The organism is Mesorhizobium salmacidum (SeqCode), from assembly GCF_037179605.1.
Taxonomy (GTDB): domain Bacteria; phylum Pseudomonadota; class Alphaproteobacteria; order Rhizobiales; family Rhizobiaceae; genus Mesorhizobium; species Mesorhizobium salmacidum.
Genome location: NZ_JAPYKS010000022.1, coordinates 62,304 through 82,269, shown reverse-complemented (window position 1 = coordinate 82,269; position 19,966 = coordinate 62,304). Strand labels below are relative to the sequence as shown.

19 protein-coding genes are annotated in these 19,966 nt (G+C 60.4%); all 19 read right to left on the bottom strand.

Going from position 1 to position 19,966, the window contains the following annotated elements:
* Positions 1-11: 11 nt before the first annotated feature.
* On the bottom strand, positions 12-1,025 hold the full coding sequence (locus O7A60_RS25420) for a 1-aminocyclopropane-1-carboxylate deaminase (RefSeq protein ID WP_337108515.1): 1,014 nt from the start codon (positions 1,023-1,025) through the stop codon (positions 12-14).
* A gap of 161 nt (positions 1,026-1,186) precedes the next feature.
* Complete coding sequence (locus O7A60_RS25415; RefSeq protein WP_337108526.1) at positions 1,187-1,396, bottom strand: exopolysaccharide production repressor protein; 210 nt, start codon at positions 1,394-1,396, stop codon at positions 1,187-1,189.
* A gap of 74 nt (positions 1,397-1,470) precedes the next feature.
* Positions 1,471-1,788, bottom strand: coding sequence for a ferredoxin III, nif-specific (fdxB, locus tag O7A60_RS25410; RefSeq protein WP_337108514.1), 318 nt, complete (start codon positions 1,786-1,788; stop codon positions 1,471-1,473).
* Positions 1,785-1,988, bottom strand: a complete 204-nt coding sequence (locus tag O7A60_RS25405; RefSeq protein WP_337108513.1) for a CCE_0567 family metalloprotein — start codon at positions 1,986-1,988, stop codon at positions 1,785-1,787. The genes fdxB and O7A60_RS25405 overlap by 4 nt, the downstream gene beginning before the upstream one ends.
* A 115-nt stretch (positions 1,989-2,103) precedes the next feature.
* Positions 2,104-2,970, bottom strand: coding sequence for a universal stress protein (locus O7A60_RS25400; protein ID WP_337108512.1), 867 nt, complete (start codon positions 2,968-2,970; stop codon positions 2,104-2,106).
* Positions 2,971-3,183: 213 nt separating this feature from the next.
* Positions 3,184-3,663 (bottom strand): NifX-associated nitrogen fixation protein, encoded by a 480-nt coding sequence (locus tag O7A60_RS25395; protein WP_337108511.1) that lies wholly within the window; start codon positions 3,661-3,663, stop codon positions 3,184-3,186.
* 16 nt (positions 3,664-3,679) lie between these two features.
* Positions 3,680-4,180 carry a nitrogen fixation protein NifX gene (nifX, locus tag O7A60_RS25390; RefSeq protein WP_337108525.1) on the bottom strand — a complete coding sequence of 167 codons (501 nt, stop codon included), beginning with the start codon at positions 4,178-4,180 and terminating at the stop codon, positions 3,680-3,682.
* Positions 4,146-5,528, bottom strand: a complete 1,383-nt coding sequence (gene nifN / locus O7A60_RS25385) for a nitrogenase iron-molybdenum cofactor biosynthesis protein NifN (RefSeq protein WP_337108510.1) — start codon at positions 5,526-5,528, stop codon at positions 4,146-4,148. Before nifN ends, nifX begins: the two co-directional genes overlap by 35 nt.
* 2 nt (positions 5,529-5,530) lie before the next feature.
* Positions 5,531-7,021, bottom strand: coding sequence for a nitrogenase iron-molybdenum cofactor biosynthesis protein NifE (gene nifE, locus O7A60_RS25380; RefSeq protein WP_337108509.1), 1,491 nt, complete (start codon positions 7,019-7,021; stop codon positions 5,531-5,533).
* A 59-nt stretch (positions 7,022-7,080) separates the two neighbouring features.
* The gene (gene nifK, locus O7A60_RS25375; RefSeq protein ID WP_337108508.1) at positions 7,081-8,622 is read right to left on the bottom strand and encodes a nitrogenase molybdenum-iron protein subunit beta; all 1,542 of its coding nucleotides are present in this window, start codon (positions 8,620-8,622) and stop codon (positions 7,081-7,083) included.
* A 120-nt stretch (positions 8,623-8,742) separates the two neighbouring features.
* A complete protein-coding gene (nifD, locus tag O7A60_RS25370; protein ID WP_027144887.1) occupies positions 8,743-10,242 on the bottom strand; it encodes a nitrogenase molybdenum-iron protein alpha chain in 1,500 nt (499 codons plus the stop codon).
* 87 nt (positions 10,243-10,329) lie between these two features.
* Positions 10,330-11,226: a nitrogenase iron protein gene (gene nifH, locus O7A60_RS25365; RefSeq protein WP_027144886.1), complete on the bottom strand. Its 897-nt coding sequence runs from the start codon at positions 11,224-11,226 to the stop codon at positions 10,330-10,332.
* 498 nt (positions 11,227-11,724) lie between these two features.
* Positions 11,725-11,934: a hypothetical protein gene (locus O7A60_RS25360; RefSeq protein WP_337108507.1), complete on the bottom strand. Its 210-nt coding sequence runs from the start codon at positions 11,932-11,934 to the stop codon at positions 11,725-11,727.
* A 1,025-nt stretch (positions 11,935-12,959) separates the two neighbouring features.
* Positions 12,960-14,042 (bottom strand): LLM class flavin-dependent oxidoreductase, encoded by a 1,083-nt coding sequence (locus O7A60_RS25355; protein WP_337108506.1) that lies wholly within the window; start codon positions 14,040-14,042, stop codon positions 12,960-12,962.
* A 260-nt stretch (positions 14,043-14,302) separates the two neighbouring features.
* Positions 14,303-15,820, bottom strand: coding sequence for an SDR family oxidoreductase (locus tag O7A60_RS25350; protein ID WP_337108505.1), 1,518 nt, complete (start codon positions 15,818-15,820; stop codon positions 14,303-14,305).
* A gap of 191 nt (positions 15,821-16,011) precedes the next feature.
* Positions 16,012-16,554, bottom strand: a complete 543-nt coding sequence (locus O7A60_RS25345) for a nuclear transport factor 2 family protein (RefSeq protein ID WP_027144883.1) — start codon at positions 16,552-16,554, stop codon at positions 16,012-16,014.
* Between the two features lie 162 nt (positions 16,555-16,716).
* The gene (locus tag O7A60_RS25340) at positions 16,717-16,920 is read right to left on the bottom strand and encodes a ferredoxin (protein WP_337108502.1); all 204 of its coding nucleotides are present in this window, start codon (positions 16,918-16,920) and stop codon (positions 16,717-16,719) included.
* 45 nt (positions 16,921-16,965) lie between these two features.
* Complete coding sequence (locus O7A60_RS25335) at positions 16,966-18,198, bottom strand: cytochrome P450 (RefSeq protein ID WP_337108501.1); 1,233 nt, start codon at positions 18,196-18,198, stop codon at positions 16,966-16,968.
* 134 nt (positions 18,199-18,332) lie between these two features.
* Positions 18,333-19,028, bottom strand: coding sequence for a nitrogen fixation protein NifQ (locus O7A60_RS25330; RefSeq protein ID WP_337108500.1), 696 nt, complete (start codon positions 19,026-19,028; stop codon positions 18,333-18,335).
* Positions 19,029-19,966 lie beyond the last annotated feature (938 nt).

Here is a 19,966-nt window from a genome sequence, read left to right as displayed (position 1 = left end):
GAGTGCAAATCTCAGCCGTTGCGAAACGTATGGCCGTACCCGTTGATTGCCGGAGCCCCGCCCAGATGAACGTAGAGGACATTCGAACCCTCTGGAAAGAAGCCTTTCTGGACGAGGTCAATCATCCCTTGCATCGATTTGCCCTCGTAGACGGGATCGGTAATCATACCCTCGAGGCGGGCACTCAGACGGATGGCTTGCTTTGTTTCCTCCGACGGGATGCCATAATGCGGGTATGCGTACTCCTTGAGCAGCACCACGTCATCCTCGGTGAATTCCGTGCCAAGCTCAACGAGCTTCGCCGTATCATTGGCAATTGCTAGCACCTGCGCGCTTGTCTGCTCGGGGGTTGCGGAGGCATCGATGCCGAGCACGTTGTGCTGTCGGCCGTCTTGAGCAAAGCCGACGATCATGCCGGCTTGTGTCGAGCCGGTGACCGTGCATGCGACGATATAGTCGAAGGCAAACCCGAGCTGCTTCTCTTGGGCGCGCACCTCATCCGCGAACCTGACGTAGCCAAGGCCGCCATATTTGTGAACGGAGCCCCCGGCCGGTATCGCATAGGGTCTGCCGCCCCTTGCCTTGACTTCATCGAGTGCCTCTTCCCAACTGCGGCGGATACCGATGTCAAAGCCCTGGTCGACCAGCCGCACCTCTGCTCCCATGATGCGGCTCAAGAGAATATTGCCGACTCGGTCGTAGACGACATCCTCATGCGGCGCCCAGCTCTCCTGAACCAGGAGACATTTCATGCCGATCTTGGCGGCGACCGCAGCGACCATGCGTGTGTGGTTGGACTGGACACCGCCGATAGAGACAAGCGTGTCGGCATTTGACGCGATCGCGTCAGGGATGATGTATTCGAGCTTGCGGAGCTTGTTTCCGCCAAATGCGAGACCTGAGTTGCAGTCCTCGCGTTTGGCGTAGATGTCCACCTTTCCCCCCAGATGTTGGCCGAGTCGGTCGAGCTTCTCGATCGGGGTTGGGCCAAAGGTGAGCGGGTGGCGTTCGAATTTTTCCAGCATGTTTTCTCCGGCGGTGCATGATTGAGCTATCCACAAGTCCTTCCAAATTCGTTTTCGGGTCAGTTGCGCCCCTCGACATCGAAAGAGAACCCGTCGTTGATTTCATCTCATTGGCCGGTGAAACGAGGTGAGGCGCACGCGGTGCTGCGACGTCCGAGGTTTCATCCCTCGTCCCCACGGCAGGTTGGCGACTGGCGCCGAACGTCCCGGTCGCCATCGCATTGCTTAGTCCTTTGTGCAGCGCTCGCAAGACGGCCAGACCGCCAGATGAGAAAGAGCACACTTGCGAAATAGCCTGCCTGGAGAACCAGCGCACAACCCAGAGTCTTGACCATTACCGCTCCGAGGGAATGCGAGACGAGGTATACCATGAGAGCGTTGGTGGGCAGGACCAACGCCATGATGTGACAAAACATCCTGAGGGGCACTGACGCCTCCTGCCTCGTCAGTCATGCTGCGGGGGTTCGGCCGCAACATGGGTCTGGCAGTTCTTCGGACAGACGCGGGCGCAGGCTCCGCAGCCGATGCAGCGGCCGGCATGATCGACGACCATGATCATGCGATTGAGCTCGCCTTCGAAGTCGTCCTCGTCGTCACAAATGCCGAGGATTTCACCCGCGTCATCGACGCCGTAAAGGTGCATGACTTCGCGAGAGCAGACCTTGAAGCAGCGGCCGCAGCCGATGCACGTCGCGCCGTCGATAGCGGTCAGATAGTCGGGCATCCATCTGGAGCCGTCGCGGGTAACGAACGGGCTGGTCATCTTGACTTCTCCAGGGCAGCGAGTTCTGTCTTTGCAGCGTCCCACTCGGCAAAAACGTCGAACGTTTTCTCGGCGACGGCCTTTATCTTGCGCCAGCCGACCGGGAGGTCCTCGGCAAGATCGTGCAAGTCCATCTTCGCGGTTCCCGCGCGCGACTGAAGCCTGCGGATTTTCATTTGGAGATCCTCAAGGTCCGACATATTTCCTCTCCGAACCGGTTGCACTGGGCGCTCGCTGGCGGTGACTCTTCGGCTGGCCTCCAGCCGAACCGTTTCGGCGAGGCTTAACTACTTCGTACGGGAACACCCTCGATCTTCAGCGCGCCACAAACAGCGGCAATGGCGGCTGCTCAGCTATCCATCTGGTCACACCGCCGAAGATCCGCGCACGCAGCGGCCTCTGGCCACAAGCGCCCATAACGACCATGTCGGCGGACGTGTCGATCGCATGCTGCGTGAGGGTTGTGGTCAGCGACTGGCCGGCGCTCGGCAGCCAGTCGATAGCTGCCCGTATATTGTGTCGGGCGAGGTAGGTCGCAATGTACATTCGCTGCCCGGCGTCGTTGCCGTTCCCGGTTGCCTCCTGATCGACGAGTGCGACACGAACTTCCTCTGCACCGGATAGCAGATGCAGCGCTGCCCGAACCACACGCCACGTCTCCGCTCGCGAATCCCAGCCGATCAGCATGCGCCGCGGCCTCAGAGAGGCCTTGGCGCCGTACGGAACCACAAGCACCGGCTTTCCCGATTTCACCAGACTGGCGTCAATAGCAAGTGGTCCGAGCTCGTCATCGTTGAGGAGTGAGGGTCCGATGACTGTCAAGTCTGCGTAGAGCGTCCGCTGCCGCACCACGTCACCGACACAGGCCTGGTCGCAATAGTCGGTGTCCACCTCACAGGGAGCCCCGTTGGCTTCCAGCAGTGTCTTGATTTCCTTGGGCCGTTTTTCCAGTCTTGCGTTATCCTGTGAAATGGTATCGATTTCGCGAATTCGTCTTTCCAGTCTGACCACGTCTGCTGTGTGCTCAGGCCAGACGCCTGGGCGGATCGGGCGACGCCTAGCAAATTTGATGATCAGGACGGACAGACGTGCGCCAACCTCGACACACAAGTCGGCGGCGGTTCTGACGTCCTGATCGGAGTGCTCAACTTCCGTCACACACAGCACGGTTTTAAAAGTCAATTGAATGCTTCTTTCCAAGTCCTGTACGTGCGCCCGTTCGAAGCCGCACCTGCCCAGCAGGTGGGACAATGGGCGGTGGCACCGTATTGGTTCATGTCTGCCGCCCTGCTCATCGGGAGCGTAGCCGGCCAGTTTGTGGTCTCGCTTGGGTTGGCACAGATGAGCGACCTGCAGCACACTCGTCCCAGTTCCGGCAAGGGTCTGAGCGTTGCATCACGCCCGGGCCGCGTCGGGATAGATTTCGATAGCCGAGATTGCATCATCGACCAGTTTCGTACCGGCCTCAGCAAGCTTCCGAAACGTCTCGAAGCCGAACCGGTGGACGTCGCGCAGCGTCCTCGACAAAACCACCAATCGCCCCGCGGTGAGAATCACGCGCCCAAAGCCCTCGTGGCTAATTTTCATCATGGGCGATGCCATCAGGCAGGAGCGCTCCTCGATCGCAAGCCCGACAGCGGCGTAGTAAATGTCGAGTCTCCACAGCACGTCTGGATCCGGATCGTCGATGATTGGGATTTCACGACGCTTTTCCTTGCTGACAATGAAATCGGCCAGCAGCTCCGCGTCCGGTTTGCCTTCCCATGAGCCGTAAGAGTCCTGTGCGCGAACCAGCCGCACGAGGCACTTGACGAAAGGCGTGGCAAGCGCCGCCTCGTCCTCTTTGACAGCAGGGATGACCTCCGCATCAGTCATTGCGCATCTCCTCGTTTCAATCTTCATGATCCTTGAAAGGCGGTTTCTTTCGGGGTACGCCCGCGTCCGCCAACACCTTGCGCAGCCACGGCGGAGGAGCCTTCCTGAGCATCTCCTGGGTTCGCGACAGGACGCTAGCGATCGGTTCGGGGTGCTGCACTTTGATCGGATGGATTTTTGCTGCAACGAGCCTGGCTGCGGCGGGCCCGCCGATCGCCAGACAAAACAAGAGATGGCAGCCTTTCAACGCCAGCACTTTTGGGCCGATGCGGTCATCGCCCTCGGTTCGATGCGTTCCTCTTTCGTCGGAAACGTCATCGAACGCCACTGCTTCGACGAAATTCCACTCGGCGCGCGTCACGTCGTAGACGGCAAAGCGTTTTGCCGATCCGAAATGGGCGTTAAGCTCCTTCAGGTCTTGCGTGGCGATCGCCACGCGCAGTGCCCCGGCTTGCCTTTCGGGCGGCGATGCGTGGGCCTCGTCAGTGACGAGCGAGAGGCGACGAAGCGAGGTCATCTGTGATTTCTCGGTTTCGGAATGGATCAAGGGTCTCAGGGCTCGGCGCATGCTGGTTAGCCTGGAAGATGTTGGCGACCTCGAAGATCAGGTCGCGCGTCCCCTGATAGAGGATTGTGGGCTTGTGCTGGCTGCCGAGGCGATCGAATATGGGGAAGCCAACGCGCATGAGCGGAATGCCGAGGCGCTCTGCAGCCTGGCGCCCGTGGGAATGGGTGACAAGAAGGTCAGTGCCTGCAGCAAGGGTTTCCAGATCCCCGAGATCGCCGACCTGGACCGATTGCGCGGGAATTTTCTCGAGAATCTTTGACCTATCGCCCGTACTCACCGCCGCCGCGATTTCGGCGCCCATACCAGCGAAAAAGGTCGTCAGTTGGTAGAGCTGGTCTGGTTCGGCAGCGATCGCAATTTTCTTGCCGCCGAAATGGAAATGTCCGTCGAGCAGGGCATCCTGCAATTGAGCCCGGCGACGGCGTATCTTGGCCGGCACCGCCGCGCCCGAAATCCACGACAGAAGCGAGACAAGCCGATCGACGGCCTCCAATCCAGTAAGGGAGTGAAACAGTATGTAAGGCACTCCCGTCAGCCGCCGCAGCGCGTCCGCCGAGCAGCGCATGTGCTCGCCAATGGCAATGCAGTACGCCGCTGTGCCAAGCTGGCGAATGTCCTCGACGCTGGTGCCGCCATAGGTGGTGGGGATCCAGCGATCCGGCACCGTACCATCGAGCGAGCCGGAGACGTCCGGCAGGATCACCGGTTCGAGGCCGAAGCTTTCCACCATCTCGCGCAAGTGCTCGATGTCGGCCACGGTGAGGTTCCAGCCGGGCAGGATCGCGATCTTCTTGGACTTCCGCACCTGCTCGCCGGGCCGTGTGAGGCCTTCGATCATCGCGGTGACGGCCTTGGCCCAGCCCTCTTCGATGGCGCCGTCGAAATCCGGCGTGTTGGCCAGAATGATCTGCGTACCCGCGAGCTCTTGCGCGCGCTCGCGCTTGATGGTGGCAATGTGGCCTTCGAAATCTTCGCCACGCGTTTCTATCAGCGCCGTGGTGCAGACCCCGATCAGCTTTGGCTGGGTGCGGGTCTTGAGGTTAAGGATCGCCTCTTCGAGATGCTCGGCGCCGCCGAGGATTGTCGCCAATTCGTCCATCGCCGTTGTTTGGAGGGGGACCGCTTCCTTGAAATGCCGCACGAAGAGCACCAAAGCGAAGCTGGTGCAGCCTTGGCTGCCGTGGAACAGCGGAACCGCGCCATCGACTCCGAGAAAGGCGAACGCAGCACCCAGCGGCTGTGACGACTTTAGCGGATTGACCGCGGCCGATTTGGTCGGGGGAAGAATGCTGGCCATCCTCAACCCTGGCCGACGGCCTTCGCCGTGGTGTGAGCAAATTTCTCAGGAGCGCGGCTCGTCGTGCTGGCGCTGGTTGTGCTCGTGAGCTCATCCTCAACAGCAGGACAGCTATCCCACGGTGCCGGCTCGCGCACCTGGGACCAGATCGGGTTGTGAATGGCGAGGTCGATCTGGCGTATGAGCTCAACCATGCCGTCGTAGCCCGCATACGGGTTGTGACGCTCCTGGTTGATGTCGAGCCAGGGTGTCTTTGCCTTGAGCGCGACGAATTGGGTGCGCCCGCCCGACAGCATCATGTCGGCATGGCCCTGTGAGAGCATGGCGTAAAGCTCGCGCGGGGCCACGGACTCGAAGATCTGGTTCTCTTCCTTTAGCGTCTGTCTGATGCGCTCCTTGTCTTCAACGGTCGATTTCTTGACCGAGGTTCCGACGATCTCGATGCCGATCTCCATGAGCGCATCGACGAGCGACCAGGACTTGACACCGCCGGTGTTGAGCAGCACGCGCTTGCCTTCGAGCCTGGGGCGGTAGGCGGCGAGCTTCTTCCAAGCAAGCGCCTCCTCCTGTGCAATCAGCGCCTCGGTGCGGTCGATGAGCGCCGGATCGGCCCCCTTTCTGACGAGCAGATCAGCGATGTTGCGCAGTGCTTGCGAGGTGGCGGCGATGCCGTAGAAGGAACCCTCGAAGAACGGGATGTCCCAACGCTCCTCCATCTTGCGGGCGAGACTGATGAGAGCGGTCGAGCATACGATCATCGCTGCCCGGGCGCGGTGCGCACAGGCAATATCGAGGTAGCGTGCATCGCCCGGAATGCAGGCGCGCACGCGGATGCCGAGTCGATGAAGGAGTGGCTTTACCTGCCAGAACTCTCCAGAGAGATTGAACTCGCCGATGATGTTGATATCGCAAGGGCCTGCATCATCGGGCTCTGCGGTACCGATGACGTGGTCAAGCAAAGCCTCGCCAGCGAGTTTGTTGCCGAGATTTTTAGAGCCGACGAAGCCCGGCGCATTGATCGGCACCACCGGCAAGCCGAACTTTGCCGCCGCGTGTTTGCAGACGGCCTCGATGTCATCGCCGATCAGCGCGGTCACGCAGGTGGAATAGACGAAGATCGCCGCTGGCGCATAAGCTTGGCTGATTTCGCGAATCGTCTTGAAAAGCTTGCGCTCGCCCTGCCCCATCACGATGTCGAGTTCGGTGAGATCGGTCGTGAAGCTTGTGCGCCACAGGGCCGACCCGGATGATATCGCGCCCCGATTGTCCCAGGAGTTGCCCTCGCAGGCGAGCGGCGCGTGGATCACATGCGCGACGTCGGTGATGGGCTGCAACGCAATCTTGGCACCGTCGAAAGCGCAGCCTCCGGCTGCAGCCCCTGGCGTCAGCGGCTTGGAACAGCCCACTTTGCGCGTTCTGGCATCCTTGCCCTGGTTCTTCTCGCAAGCGGGCTCGTTGAAGACATCCCGCAGTTTGGCATTGGGCAAGAACATTTGCGTCGGTCTCCAAAGTCCGTCCGGAATAGCGGCCACCCTAATGCGTGGCCGCTGCTTTAGCGGGTCAAGTCGAAGGAATAGTCGGTCACGCCCGTCTCGATCGTCTCTCGGTCGAGCTTGTCGAAGATCTTGTCGAGGATCGTGGTGAGCACGCGCAACCCACCCTGATAGCCTATGAGCGGGAAACGGTGGTGATGATGACGGTCGAAGATGGGGAACATCAGTCGGATCAGCGGCGTGCCCGTGTCACGTTCCAGATACTTGCCGTAAGAATTGCCGATCAGCAGGTCCACCGGTTCTGTAAAGAGCAGAGAGCGCATCGCCCATAGATCCTTACCCGCCCAGACCTGGGCGTCCTTGCCAAAGGAGGAGGCTGCGAGCAGCTTCTTCATCTCAGCTTCCCAGGCACTGGTGCCGTTGGTAGCCAAGCAGTGGGTCGGCTCGCCGCCTGTCTCCATGACAAAGCGGGCCATAGCGTGGACGAAGTCGGGGTCACCATAGATGGCGTATTTCTTCCCGTGCAGCCATGACTGGCTGTCGGCCATCGCATCAACCAAGCGGCCACGTTCGAGGCGGATCGCCTCCGGGATTTCCTTGCCGGATATTTCCGACACCCTCATCAGGAGCTCGTCGGTGGCCTCGACACCGATGGGATAATGGAAGGAGGCCGTTGTCTGCCCGACCTCCTGGCAATATTCCAGCGTCTTGCGGGTGTTGTAGTGTTGCAACGACAGGGTTGCCTCGGCGTTGAGAGCCGCTTTCACGTCCTCGATCTTGGTGCCGCCGTCGTACATGCGAAATTCGCCGTCCGATGGCGTGTCATACTGGTCGGAGGCGTCCTGGATGAAGGTGTAGGACACACCCATCAAATCCAGCAGACGCTTAAGCTCGCGATTGTTGCCGACGCAGAAGCCGTCGAAGCCGGGGATGATGTTTACGGTGTTGGCGACTTCGGAGCGTTGCTTCCCCTTCCAGAAGTTTTCCAATACACCTTTGACCATGACATCATAGCCGTCGATATGGCTGCCGACGAAGGCTGGGGTGTGTGCGTAAGGCACTTCGAAGTCCCGCGGGACTGAGCCTTCCTGCCTGGCGTTTTCGATGAACGAATGTAGATCGTCGCCGATCACCTCTGCCATGCAGGTGGTAGAGACGGCGATCATCTTCGGCTCGTAGAGCTTGTAGGTGTTGGCGAGCCCGTCGATCATGTTCTTCAGGCCGCCAAACACCGCTGCGTCTTCGGTCATGGAGGACGAGACCGCCGACGCTGGCTCCTTGAAGTGGCGTGACAGGTGCGAACGGTAGTAGGCCACGCATCCCTGGCTGCCGTGGACGAACGACATGGTGCGTTCGAAGCCCGCGGCGGCGAACACCGCGCCAAGTGGCTGGCAGGCCTTGGCCGGATTCACGACCAGCGCTTCGCGAGCGAGGTTTTTGTCCCGATATTCCCAGGTTTTGGTGAATTCGCTTTGGTCGGTGACGATCTGGTCCGGATGCGGACATTCGAAATTCAGCTTCTTTGCGGCCAGCATCTTTCGGTATTCCGTCTCCCGGAACAGAGGAGCGTGATCGAGAACTTTTTCGGCCGACTGCGGCATGGAGTACCTCTTTGATCTGGCGGCGCCATCCGGCGGCACAGGGACGTCATGATTTTCGGGTCTCCTGCGGATCAAGGACCGCAGGTGCTCGAGGCCGAGCAGGCGATGGGAAGCAAGGTTTTATTCGGCTGCGATGGCCGCAGCCGCGGGTTTGTTCTTCCAGGGCGCGTCGTAGAGGTCCCAGACCGGGTTGTTGATGGCCAAGTCCATGTCGCGGGCGAAGATGGCGAAGCCGTCATACCCATGATAGGGACCGGAATAGTCCCAGGAGTGCATTTGGCGGAATGGAATTCCCATCTTCTGGACCGGGTACTTTTCCTTGATGCCGGAGCCGACGAGATCGGGCCGGATCCCCTCGATGAACTTCTCCAGTTCGTAACCGGTCACATCGTCATAGATCAGCGTGCCCTCTTGCACGTAGTGACCGGTGCGCTGATAGTCGTCGTTGTGCCCGAATTCGTAGCCTGTGCCGACGATCTCCATGCCAAGGTCTTCGTAGGCGGAGATCACGTGCCGAGGGCGCAGGCCACCGACGTAGAGCATGACCGTCCTGCCCTCCAGGCGCGGCCAATACTTGTCGATAACCGCATCCACTAGCGGTCGGTATTTGGCAATCACGTACTCGGTTTTCTGTTGGATCCCCGGCCCGAAATGCTTGGCGATGGTGCGCATCGAGGATTCGATCTGGGAGGGTCCGAAGAAATTGTACTCGATCCAGGGGATGCCATATTTTTCTTCCATGTGTCGGCAGATATAGTTCATCGATCGATAGCAATGGATGAGGTTGAGCTTGGCTTTCGGCGCGCGCTCGATTTCGGCGAGCGTAGCGTCACCCGACCAGTTCCCGACCACGCGCAGGCCCATCTCCTCGAGCAGGATACGCGAGGCCCAGGCATCACCGCCAATATTGTAGTCGCCGATGACGTTGACATCGTAAGGACCTGGCTCGAACTCAACGTCCTTCTTCTCAAAGACCCAGTCGCGGATTGCGTCATTGGCAATGTGATGGCCGAGCGACTGCGAGACCCCGCGGAATCCCTCGCAGCGCACCGGCACGATGGTCTTTTCGTGCTGCTTGGCCTTCTTGCGCGAGACGGCCTCGATGTCGTCTCCGATCAACCCGATCGGGCATTCCGACTGGATGCTAATGCCCTTGTTCAGCGGGAAAAGCTCTTCGATCTCGTCGATGATCTTTTCCAGCTTCTTATCGCCGCCGAAGACGATATCCTTTTCCTGAAAGTCTGAGGTGAACTGCATCGTCACGAAGCTGTCGATGCTGGTGGTGCCGACATAGTAGTTGCGGCGCTGCGACCAGGAATATTGCCCACACCCCACGGGACCATGCGAGATGTGGACCATGTCCTTCACCGGCCCCCACACGACGCCTTTGGAACCGGCATAGGCACAGCCCCGGATCGTCATCACACCGGGAATGGACTTGATGTTGGATTTGACGTCGCATTCAGAGAGAGGCTCGGCTTCTCCGGCAATCTCTTGTATGCGCGTAGCGACGCCCAAGTGTTTCTTGCGCCGCTTTGCCGTCTTGTCTGGATATCGCGATAGCACGTCCTCAATAAGCTTGGTGTGCAAGGCGCCGTCAGTTTGGGAGTCAAGGCTCATAAAGCTGCCCTTTTTGAGGTTCTTCGTCTGGCGCCTGGTAGACGCCGTTCGGTGGAGGCGCCGGGATGTCCGGCGCCCTGGGCGGGACTATTGAGCGGCCGCAGGCGCGGGGGCTTCCTTTGCCGCAAGCTCGGCAAGCATCTGCTCCTCCGTCTTCATGATGCCGAAATCGAGCAGCATGTCTTCCAGCTCTTCCATGGTGATGGGAGTCGGCACGGTGCCTTGACCGCCATTGGCGTGGATCTTCTCGGCAAGCGCGCGGTATTCCCCAGCCTGCTTGGAGTCTGGCGCATATTGGATCACCGTCATTTTGCGGAGTTCCGCGTGCTGGACGATGTTGTCGCGCGGCACGAAGTGGATGAGCTTGGAATTCAGCTTTTTCGAGAGAGCCTCAGCCAGATCGAGTTCGCGGTCCGTCTGGCGCTCGTTGCAGATCAGCCCGCCTAGACGCACGCCGCCCGAATGGGCATATTTCAAAATACCCTTGGCGATGTTGTTGGCAGCGTAGAGCGCCATCATCTCACCGGACATGACGATGTAAATTTCCTGTGCCTTATTCTCGCGGATAGGCATTGCGAAGCCGCCGCAAACAACGTCACCAAGCACGTCGTACGAGACGTAGTCCACGTCTTCGTAGGCGCCGTTCTCCTCAAGAAAATTGATGGAAGTGATGACGCCTCGTCCTGCGCAACCGACGCCCGGTTCGGGTCCGCCGGATTCGACACACTTGATGTCCTTGTAACCGATCTTCAGCACGTCTTGGAGTTCGAGATCTTCGACGGACCCTTCCTGTGCGGCGAGGTGGAGCACGGTGTCTTGCGCCTTCGCGTTAAGGATGAGACGGGTCGAGTCGGCCTTAGGATCGCAGCCTACGATGAGAATCCTCTGCCCGAGGTCGACCAGGGCAGCGAGCGTGTTTTGGGAGGTGGTAGATTTCCCGATGCCCCCCTTTCCGTAGAATGCGATCTGACGCAAACGCGACATGTAGCTTTCCTTCCTTCGTTCCATCCATTGGGGCCAATACGCGAAAGACCGGCAGATCATGCCGCTCCCAAGAACGGGATCAAAACTCGTGCCAACCTGCGTGGCCCGACCTGAAGCGGAAAATTATGGTTGTAATTCCAGAGGTTTATCCTCCTTGAAGACGACTCATATTGATCAAAGACCCATGTCGCGGATCCGACAAAGCCTCCACAGGTGTCGATTGGTTGATGTCGCCGGTGAGACAGGCACAGCTCCGCAATCGAACACACCCTTGGCCTTGGCCACGTGCATGCCGCCGTTTACAAAGGTCTTTGTGAGACGAGCGCCTCTACCAAAAAGCCGCCAGTGGTCCGTGTCTAAACTGGTCGGCGTCGTCGGCATCCACTAGCAGGATCATAGCCTGCACAGGCCTGGCATCCAAAGCTGTCATCGCCTGCTGCCCGGCACCGAAGCGGGGCGTGGCTTCCGACGCAGACGATTTCGCTCTGCGATATGAGCTCAGAAAAACCATCGCGATAGGCAGATGTAATCGTAGTTGTCCTTGACGGCACGATCATCTGCTTCGGTTGTGGCGTTATGGTTCTGATCGGCGCTCGGTGCCGTGGCCGTTGCCGGCGCCGAGTGATCGACTGGGGACACGAATGCTCTCGCTGCCACAAACAAGACCAGCAATCCAAGCGCTATCGCCACCCGAATGATCCGCCTCATTTCTGTCTCCGTTCATCGAATTGGGGACGGCAGATCGAGTCGCCCCCTGCCCTGCCGCAGGTGGCCGGCGGGTCGATGTGAGGATCCTACGGACCGCGGCTGACGACATGCTGACGGAGCGGCCAACCAGGCGGATCGGCGAGGTGCTGACGGATGCCGGGCCATACCCGTGATCCCTACCGGAGTCGACGCATCGGCCACCGACACAAATGATCTTGCTATCACAAGCAGAGCCAGCAAACCAATTATTGCCGCTGCCACCAAAACGGTGCTCTTCATTTCTGTCTCCGTTGATCAATTTGGGACGGCAGATTGTGCCGAGGCACCCCGCCGGCCTTGACCCGCAGGGCGTGGGTGGGTCGATTTGACGAACCTACGCACCGCGGCTGACGACATCCTGAGGCAGCAGCCATCAGGACCAGGTGAACCGGAGCAGATGCTAACGGCACGGTCTCATTTTTAGGCAGAGAGCTAAGCCTCAGAACCGAGGATCGGTGCACGTCCCTAGCCGTAGGAAGCAGAGGAGTCTTTCGCCGATCCCAAGATCACCGGTCGGATCGGGGGCGTGATCTTGGCCGTCGCCGCTTGGTGCCGTGCATGGCCTGGATCCCGCAGGTGGCATGGGCGCCGGAGCTGAGTGGTCGTTGAGTTCCAACGCAAACGATTTCGCTGTCATGAACAGAGCGAGTAAGCCAATCGCGGTGGCAGGCAGCAGGAAGGATCTCTTCATGTTCTGTCTCCTAGTCAATTCGGGATCAAAGTCACCCTGCCAGCTTTGAGTGGCAGGCGGATCACCACGGCCTCAATAGAGGGTCATTGCTGACGGCAGCCTGACGAACGGGCGCCATCACCGAAGGTTGAAGCTGGTTTCCCGCTCCAAATGTCGGTGAAAGCGGGCGCGTTTTGTCGGACAAGAGCGATGCCGTTCGAACACGATGTCCCGACCAAACCGCAGCTTGCTATGCTGGCGCATCGCGGCGTCCGTGGACGGTCTCCCATGGCGAGCAGCGCTACGCCAACGCAGTCTAATTCGAGTCAGGCGGTTGCGACTTTGAAACCACGGTGTGACGAAGCGATTTGTCGACCGCCGGGATGATCTTTTCCCCCCAGAGATCGAGCTGGCGCAGCATCGTGTTATGGTCGAAATCTCCCAATTGGGTCTGAATGGCGATCTGGTCCGGTTTCAGGATATCTATCTCTTCCAGTAGGCGGTCGATTACCCGATTCACGCTGCCGATCGGCAAGTTCTCGCGCATAGTCTCGAAGGACAGATCCTGCTGCGTCGGTATTTCCTGCAGCAGGTAGCCGTCCTGGCTCTGCTGGCGGCGCTGATGCAGTGCTTCAGATAGCCGGCGCTGGAACCGGGCATTGTCAAGATAGCTGTTGATTTCCGCGGCGTTGTCGCTGGCATAGCAGCATCGCAGCAGCGATATCCTAGCGTGCGCGACGTTCTTAGCCTCGGACGCGGCCGCGTTCTCGATGCCTTCGCGCAACATGCTCAAAGTCTCCAAGCCGTTGTGGAATGCTGTGACAAAAAGATTGTGTCCCTCACGATACGCCCGGCTCATGCTGCGCTCGGACCCGGCGGCGATCCAGATCGGCGGGGTCGGCTTCTGAAGGGTGCGTACCGAGATCGCCGTCGGCGGTATCTTCTCATATCGGCCATTGTGCTCGAAGATCTTCCTGCTGAGACCCTTGAGAAGTATATCCAGATATTCAGAGAATACAGCCGGCGCCTCATCGACATCGACGCCGAAACGCTCGAACTCGAACTGCTGGTAGCCCGAGCCGACTCCAAGCTCGAGGCGGCCGTTCGAAACAACGTCGGCGAAGCCGATCTCAGAGAGCAGGCGCTGTGGCTGATAGAGCGGGAGAACACAGACGCCGGTGCCAAGCCGAATGGTCTTCGTCACGCCGGCGCAGTGCGCCACCATCATCAACGGCGACGGAACCAGGCTGTAGTTGTTGAAGTGGTGTTCGGCGAACCAGGCGGTTTTGAATTGGGCCTGCTCCGATGCCACCGCCTGTTCGATGGCGTTGCGGATTACACTGCCGGACGATTGGTGATAGCCGCGTTGAGCGGCCAGGATAAATGTCGCGAATTCCATGACGGTTCCTTGTTCACAGAGATGGGTGATCGGGGGCTTGAGTCGGGGCGTTGGCCGCGGTGTCGATCCTGTCTCGGTGATGGCTCGATCCACCGATTGCGGTAAGCCGCTTGCGGTTCGGCGATCGCAGCCGCGCCCGGAAGGTTGGCCCTAATGCGGACCCGCCTTCCGCGGGGCTTGGTGCACCAGCCGCAGCCCGCCAGCTGCGTGGCCAATCATCCCACGTCCTCGGTTGTCTCCTGATCGCGTTCGCTGGCGAATCATGCAGCACCGAACGAGGTCAAGCCGCCGTCCACGTACAGGATTGAGCCGTTGATGTATGAAGCGTCTGGCGAAGCGAGGAACAGCACTGCGTCCGCGACCTCTTCCGGCTCTCCCATCCTGCCCATCGGGATGCGCCGGCTGATCGCTTTCGGGTCGAGGCTGCTGCCAGGCGTGCGGATGTAGCCAGGAGCGATGGTGGCTGTCCGAATGCCGCCCGGCCCGACTTCGGCCGCCATGCACCGGGTCAGGATTTCCAACCCCGCCTTGGATGCACCATAGGCCTGGCGCGGTGCCAAGGGCAGAAAGGTGTTGATCGGTCCGATGTTAAGGATCATGCCTCCGGGGCCCATCATCTTGATCGCTTCACGGGCGCAAGTGAAGGCACCGGTGAGAGTGACATCAAGAACGTCTTGGGTCTGGGCCGACATTTGTTGATCACCGGCAACAGCACTGTTGACGAGGACCTCCAAGCGGCCGAAGCGCCCCCTCAATTGATCGAACAGCGCCACCACCTCGCTCTCGACCGCAACGTCCAGGGGGTACGCCACATGCGTTCTGCCGAGCGATCGAGCGAGTTCTGTCGCGGCAGTGCGGTCTCTGTCGGCAATCACGACGGTGTCGCCGTTCGCGGCAAAGCGGCGGACAATGGCCGCGCCTATGCCCTTTGCCCCGCCCGTGACAAGCACGATTCGCCCGCCGCTCTGCTCGGCTGGACGGGACAGTTCGGCTCCTGGAGTCCCATCGACCGGCGGATGTGCATCGCCCGGCTGGTTGAAGGACGTCCAACCACCATCAACCGTCAGCACCGAACCGGTCACGTAACTGGCTTGTGGGCTGGCCAGAAATCGTATCACCCGGGCGATCTCGTCGGGGCGCCCCATGCGCCCCATGGGCACGCGGCGGCGCACCGCCGACAGGTCCGCTTTGCCGTCACGTTCAAGTGCCGCGGTCATCGAAGTGCGCACATAGCCCGGTGCCACCGCCGTCACGCGAATGCCGCGCGAAGCCCACTCGCACGCCAAAGATTTCGTGAAGGAGATCAGGCCCGCTTTCGACGCAGCGTAGGCACTGCGCTTGGGATTGCTGACTGTGCCCGATATCGAGGCGACGTTGACGATGGCAGCGCCAGGTTGCATCCGCCTAGCTGCTTGGCGGGCCATAGCAAAGGGACCGACCAGGTTTACCGCCAGGGTGCGTCGGAAGGACTCGATACTGGTCTCGACAGTTGGGTTCACGGTGGGCCCGATACCCGCGTTGTTGACGAGTACGTCGATCCGCGCGAACTGTGCTTCGACCCGGTGGTAAAGCGCAAGAATGTCGTCTTTTTTCGAGACATCGTACTCGAGGCCGAGGTGCGGGCGGCCGAGACCGCGGGCCAGTTCAAGCACCCCACTGCCGGGAAGGTCTACAGCAACGACGACGTCTCTATCCGCGGCAAACGTATCGGCCAGGGCACGGCCGATCCCGCCTGCAGCGCCGGTTATGATCACGATGCGTCTTGCCAGGCGGTTCATGACCTGCTCTGCCAGTAGCGCCCTGACGCCAAGTGGCGGAAGGTCCGGTTTCGAAACAGCAGCGCGTTCTGATGGGGGTTCAATTCCCTCCCAAGTGGACCAGGTCCGCTCTGGGTCAGGAATTATCTCCGCAGCATGGTGGCGAGGGGACAGCCTTTCGCCGCAAGAGGGGCTGGGACAGTGCAGCACGCTCATAATCTTTCGCCCCCGCCGCCGCGCGTGGCGAGCGCGTAGACCGGGTCGACTGGATGCGGTGCTCCGACCGGCTGCCGGGGCCCGAACCGCTCTGGCTCAAAGCCGGCCGGCGGGATCTGCTCCTCCTGCCAGTCGTAGACCACCGTCCGTCCGGCGATCCGCCACGCCCCTTCCCGCTTCTGAAACAGATCGCAATAGCGGCCGCAGAGGAGCTCCTGACGTATTTCGCCGGCCTTGTCGGGTCCGCGTTGCAAAGCGGTGAAATAGCTCTCGACTGCGGCCTCAGCCGGGCTGATGAAATCAATCAGGATGTTCGTGACCTGATGGACGTAGCGCGGTCTGGTCTTGAAGATATCCAGCGCAACCTGGATGAACCCCTCGGCCGGGCCGCAATAGGCACCATGATTGTCGTGCGCATCTGGCCAGTAAGCGCTGCGCAGTGCCGCCTCGTCGGCCCGGTCTATTCCGCGGCAGTACCGATAGAGGCAGTCACGGATGGCCTCCCGGTCGAGCAGTTCGATAACTTTTGCATGGTCCATTGCTTGTTCCAAATTCTAAGATTGCAAGAGGCGTTTTCGCGCCTTCAGGTGCCGCAACACCGATTGTCCGGCGCTCGATCGCCCCCCGCCCGGCTTTTTGCGCGTTTGATGCGGCTCGATGCAGCCAGGCCGCGACACGCCCGAGACAAAGACGGACACCGGTCAAGGACCGGCCGTGCCATCGATTTCCAGTGCACGTTCGGGGCAGGATCGGGCGCCTCGTGCGGCCAGCAGTTCGTCTCCCGCTGCCACCTTGATGTCACCGGGGAGGATGTAGCCCTCGTCATCAAGGGTGAAGACGTTCGGTGCATGTGCCCAGCATCGCGCGTGCCCTTGGCATTTGGCCTTGTCGACGATGATGCGCATGGCCCTAGCTCCATAGTTCTTTCCCGCGGATCGAGGACGGTCTGGTCAGCACCAGTCCAGGATCAGATTTTCGATCCCGAACACATGGCCGCCGTGGGTGATGGGCGCCGTGCCTTCCTTGATCCGGAACGCCGGGATGCGCGCCAGCCACTCCTCCAGGCCAATGACAATCTCGCGCCGTGCGAGGTGTGAGCCAAGGCAGCGATGGGGACCATTGGCAAAGGCGGAGTGGGAATTCTCCTCTCGCGCCAGATCGACCGTGTCGGGGCATGCGAATTCCGCCGGGTCGCGATTGGCAATCATCGTGGCGCAGGAAATGTAGTCCCCCTTGCGGATGGGCGCGCCTTCGAAGTCGATGTCTTTGGTTGCCACGCGCAGCATCTGCACGGTCGAAAAGGCGCGCAGCAATTCTTCGGCTGCCAGCCCGATGCGTTCAGGTTTGCTCCGCAGCCATTCCTGGTCTTTCGGATTGCGCGCAAGATAGGACAAATCAAAACCTATCGCTGCTGCGACCGTGTCGAGACCCGCGACAAACACGAGCACGCCGATGCCGCGGACTTCCTTGTCGGTCAGCGGGCGGCCCTCGACCTTAGCCTGCACGACGAAGGTCATGAAATCACCGACGGGTACCTTGCGCCGCAGGGCTGCAAGATCGTCGATGAAAGAGACAATCTTCTGGGCCGCCGCCGACCTTTTGACAGGCTCGCCGTGGAGGAGATCCTTCCCCCAGTCGACAAATATGTCGAGTCGGTGGTCCGATAGCCCGAGGAAGCGAAGAAAGATGTTGACCGCGAAAGGGAAGGCGAAATCTTTCATGACATCGCAGCTTGTGCCCGAGGCGGCGATCCTGTCGATGAGTGCGATCGCCCGCTCCCGGACAGCTGGTTCGAGCGCTGTTACGCGCTGGGGTGAAAACAGTGGGTTGAGGAGTGAACGAAAAACACCATGCGCCGGTGGGTCGAGTTCGAGTGGGATCATCGGCCAGGTTTCGCCGAGCGCGGAGGCGAAGATGCTCCGGTGGCTGGAAAAGGTTTCGGTATCCTGCAGCACTCTGCGCTGGTCTCTGGCGCGCGTGATGACCCAGGTACCCCGGCCGTCGCGCGTGTTGTGGGGGGCGTAAAAGATCGGAGGCCCGGCATGGACGCAGGCGACAGCTGCGTGAGGATCCCCGTTGACCGTGGGGGGCATCCCAGGCGACGTGAACAGGCTGAAGTCCCTTACCAGTTCGGGCGGGACATGGTCCGGGACCGGACTGCTCGCAACTTCATTTTTCTTCATCTGACGCCTCCTTGGGGGCCGTATGGAGGGCTCGAGCGCACCGTGACAAAAAGTGCGAAGCAATGAACTTGCCTCCTTCCAGCAACACTGCCGGGGGGAGGCGCGCGGCCTCGCACTTCTAACGGATGCAGCCTTTAATTCAGGCCGATGTCGTTCCTGATCCGTGCAAGGCAGCTTTCGTCTTCCTCGGAGCCAAAACAGCTTTCGAAATCGCTGCATTGGCGGCAACTGGGCGCGGTGCATATTGAGAAGCCTTCAGCCTGGCACAGCATGCGGTACAGGTACTTCTTCCATTTCATGTTGTTGGTGTTGCCGGCTGCCAGTGTCGGAAAATGTGTAGCGAGCAAGCGGCTGAGTTCGGCCCGATTGAAAAGGCCAAGATCCTCCCAGAGGTGGTCATCGCGCATGGCGCGCCGAGCGATGATTTTGGCAAACCGGGCGCTGGCCGGGTCTCCCGGCCGGGCCTGTCCCAGCAGCAGGTCGCGCAGGAGGTGTTCCTCCATCTCAGGCTCGAGGTCGGTCGCCTCTTCCAGGGCGAAGGAACTGATAGGAACATGCGGGAAACGGTCCGTCAGGACATCACGCAGATCGGCACGCGAAAGGCCGGTTGCCTGTGTCGCGGTCGCTTCGCCGGCATCAATCTCCTCGAGCGCTCTGGAGAGGACACAGGCAAGGACGTGCTCGTCGAACCTGACCGCCGGATCGATCGAAGGCCATTGGCCGGCGCCGGACGACTTTGCGTGTGGAAGCCGATCAGGGCGATAGGGCCTTCGAGCTCGGCGGGTGACGCCCGTTTTCCAAATAATGCCCTCGTGGGACTGACCTGACATTCTTGCTTCCCTGCTTCGTTGCCTCGACCGCGATGTGGCTCGCGACATGAAAGCCTACCGGCGGCGTCCAGCCGCTCTGGCAAGCAGATTCAAACGCCGTGCCAACTGCGCCGCCAACGGCACAACGAGGGCCCTAGAAGGGATTTAGTGGGAGCGCAGCAAGAACGCGGACGACACGAGCGTCGTCGATTCGACAAACCCGACACTGGGACGTCCGTTCAGCCATCCCGGGAAACTTGGACAAGTTACTCCACAGCGGAAGCGGAATTGCGCGAGCCACGCGAGGGCCTTCGCATGTCAGATGTCCGACATGCGACACAGCATCTTGGACCCCCGTCACGTTGTTTTAGAAGCGATTTTTCCTTTGGCACGATCCATGCGTGGAGATGAGTGAACGCTTCACGGACCGAGGAGATGAGCCTTGAAGAGCGACGGGCAATGTCGATGTGGCTTGAGTGCTGGGCACCCCCATATGCGAGCACCTTTGGCGGCTACGCTGGCCACCACCACCGTTGCTGACGGTGAGGCAACGCATGTCCGGTGCGTTCAGATATTGGCGGACGTCTGCGGCCGTTCGGGAGCCGGCGGGATTATCCGTCTCGAGCACGGCGAGGATGCTGGTCGAAACATCGTCGACAGCGATGAACATCGCTGTCTTGCCCTCGACCGCCATCCTGATGTGAGCGCCCTCGCGCGCTTTTCTCGAGGACGAGCAATTCTTCGTCGATATCCCTTCCATCGGCATGGCCGTAGAAGGCGTGCCAGAGAACGCAAGCCACCCAGGTCGACGTCGCCGGGTGCCGAAGAGCGAAAGCCTGACCGTTGCCGTCAAGACGGCAAGGATCAGGCCCCGCAAAACGCCTGATCCGTGCCGGCAGTGTGATGTTGCGTCCGGCCCACAGAGAAGCACTGCGCCAGTTTCCCTTCTACAGGAGCAA

Coding starts and splice junctions, on each gene's coding strand:
- O7A60_RS25420 (WP_337108515.1), bottom strand. CDS start 1,025: ATGCTGGAAAAATTCGAACGCCACCCGCTCACCTTTGGCCCAACCCCG.
- O7A60_RS25415 (WP_337108526.1), bottom strand. CDS start 1,396: ATGGTATACCTCGTCTCGCATTCCCTCGGAGCGGTAATGGTCAAGACT.
- fdxB (WP_337108514.1), bottom strand. CDS start 1,788: ATGACCAGCCCGTTCGTTACCCGCGACGGCTCCAGATGGATGCCCGAC.
- O7A60_RS25405 (WP_337108513.1), bottom strand. CDS start 1,988: ATGTCGGACCTTGAGGATCTCCAAATGAAAATCCGCAGGCTTCAGTCG.
- O7A60_RS25395 (WP_337108511.1), bottom strand. CDS start 3,663: ATGACTGATGCGGAGGTCATCCCTGCTGTCAAAGAGGACGAGGCGGCG.
- nifX (WP_337108525.1), bottom strand. CDS start 4,180: ATGACCTCGCTTCGTCGCCTCTCGCTCGTCACTGACGAGGCCCACGCA.
- nifN (WP_337108510.1), bottom strand. CDS start 5,528: ATGGCCAGCATTCTTCCCCCGACCAAATCGGCCGCGGTCAATCCGCTA.
- nifE (WP_337108509.1), bottom strand. CDS start 7,021: ATGTTCTTGCCCAATGCCAAACTGCGGGATGTCTTCAACGAGCCCGCT.
- nifK (WP_337108508.1), bottom strand. CDS start 8,622: ATGCCGCAGTCGGCCGAAAAAGTTCTCGATCACGCTCCTCTGTTCCGG.
- nifD (WP_027144887.1), bottom strand. CDS start 10,242: ATGAGCCTTGACTCCCAAACTGACGGCGCCTTGCACACCAAGCTTATT.
- nifH (WP_027144886.1), bottom strand. CDS start 11,226: ATGTCGCGTTTGCGTCAGATCGCATTCTACGGAAAGGGGGGCATCGGG.
- O7A60_RS25360 (WP_337108507.1), bottom strand. CDS start 11,934: ATGAGGCGGATCATTCGGGTGGCGATAGCGCTTGGATTGCTGGTCTTG.
- O7A60_RS25355 (WP_337108506.1), bottom strand. CDS start 14,042: ATGGAATTCGCGACATTTATCCTGGCCGCTCAACGCGGCTATCACCAA.
- O7A60_RS25350 (WP_337108505.1), bottom strand. CDS start 15,820: ATGAACCGCCTGGCAAGACGCATCGTGATCATAACCGGCGCTGCAGGC.
- O7A60_RS25345 (WP_027144883.1), bottom strand. CDS start 16,554: ATGGACCATGCAAAAGTTATCGAACTGCTCGACCGGGAGGCCATCCGT.
- O7A60_RS25340 (WP_337108502.1), bottom strand. CDS start 16,920: ATGCGCATCATCGTCGACAAGGCCAAATGCCAAGGGCACGCGCGATGC.
- O7A60_RS25335 (WP_337108501.1), bottom strand. CDS start 18,198: ATGAAGAAAAATGAAGTTGCGAGCAGTCCGGTCCCGGACCATGTCCCG.
- O7A60_RS25330 (WP_337108500.1), bottom strand. CDS start 19,028: ATGTCAGGTCAGTCCCACGAGGGCATTATTTGGAAAACGGGCGTCACC.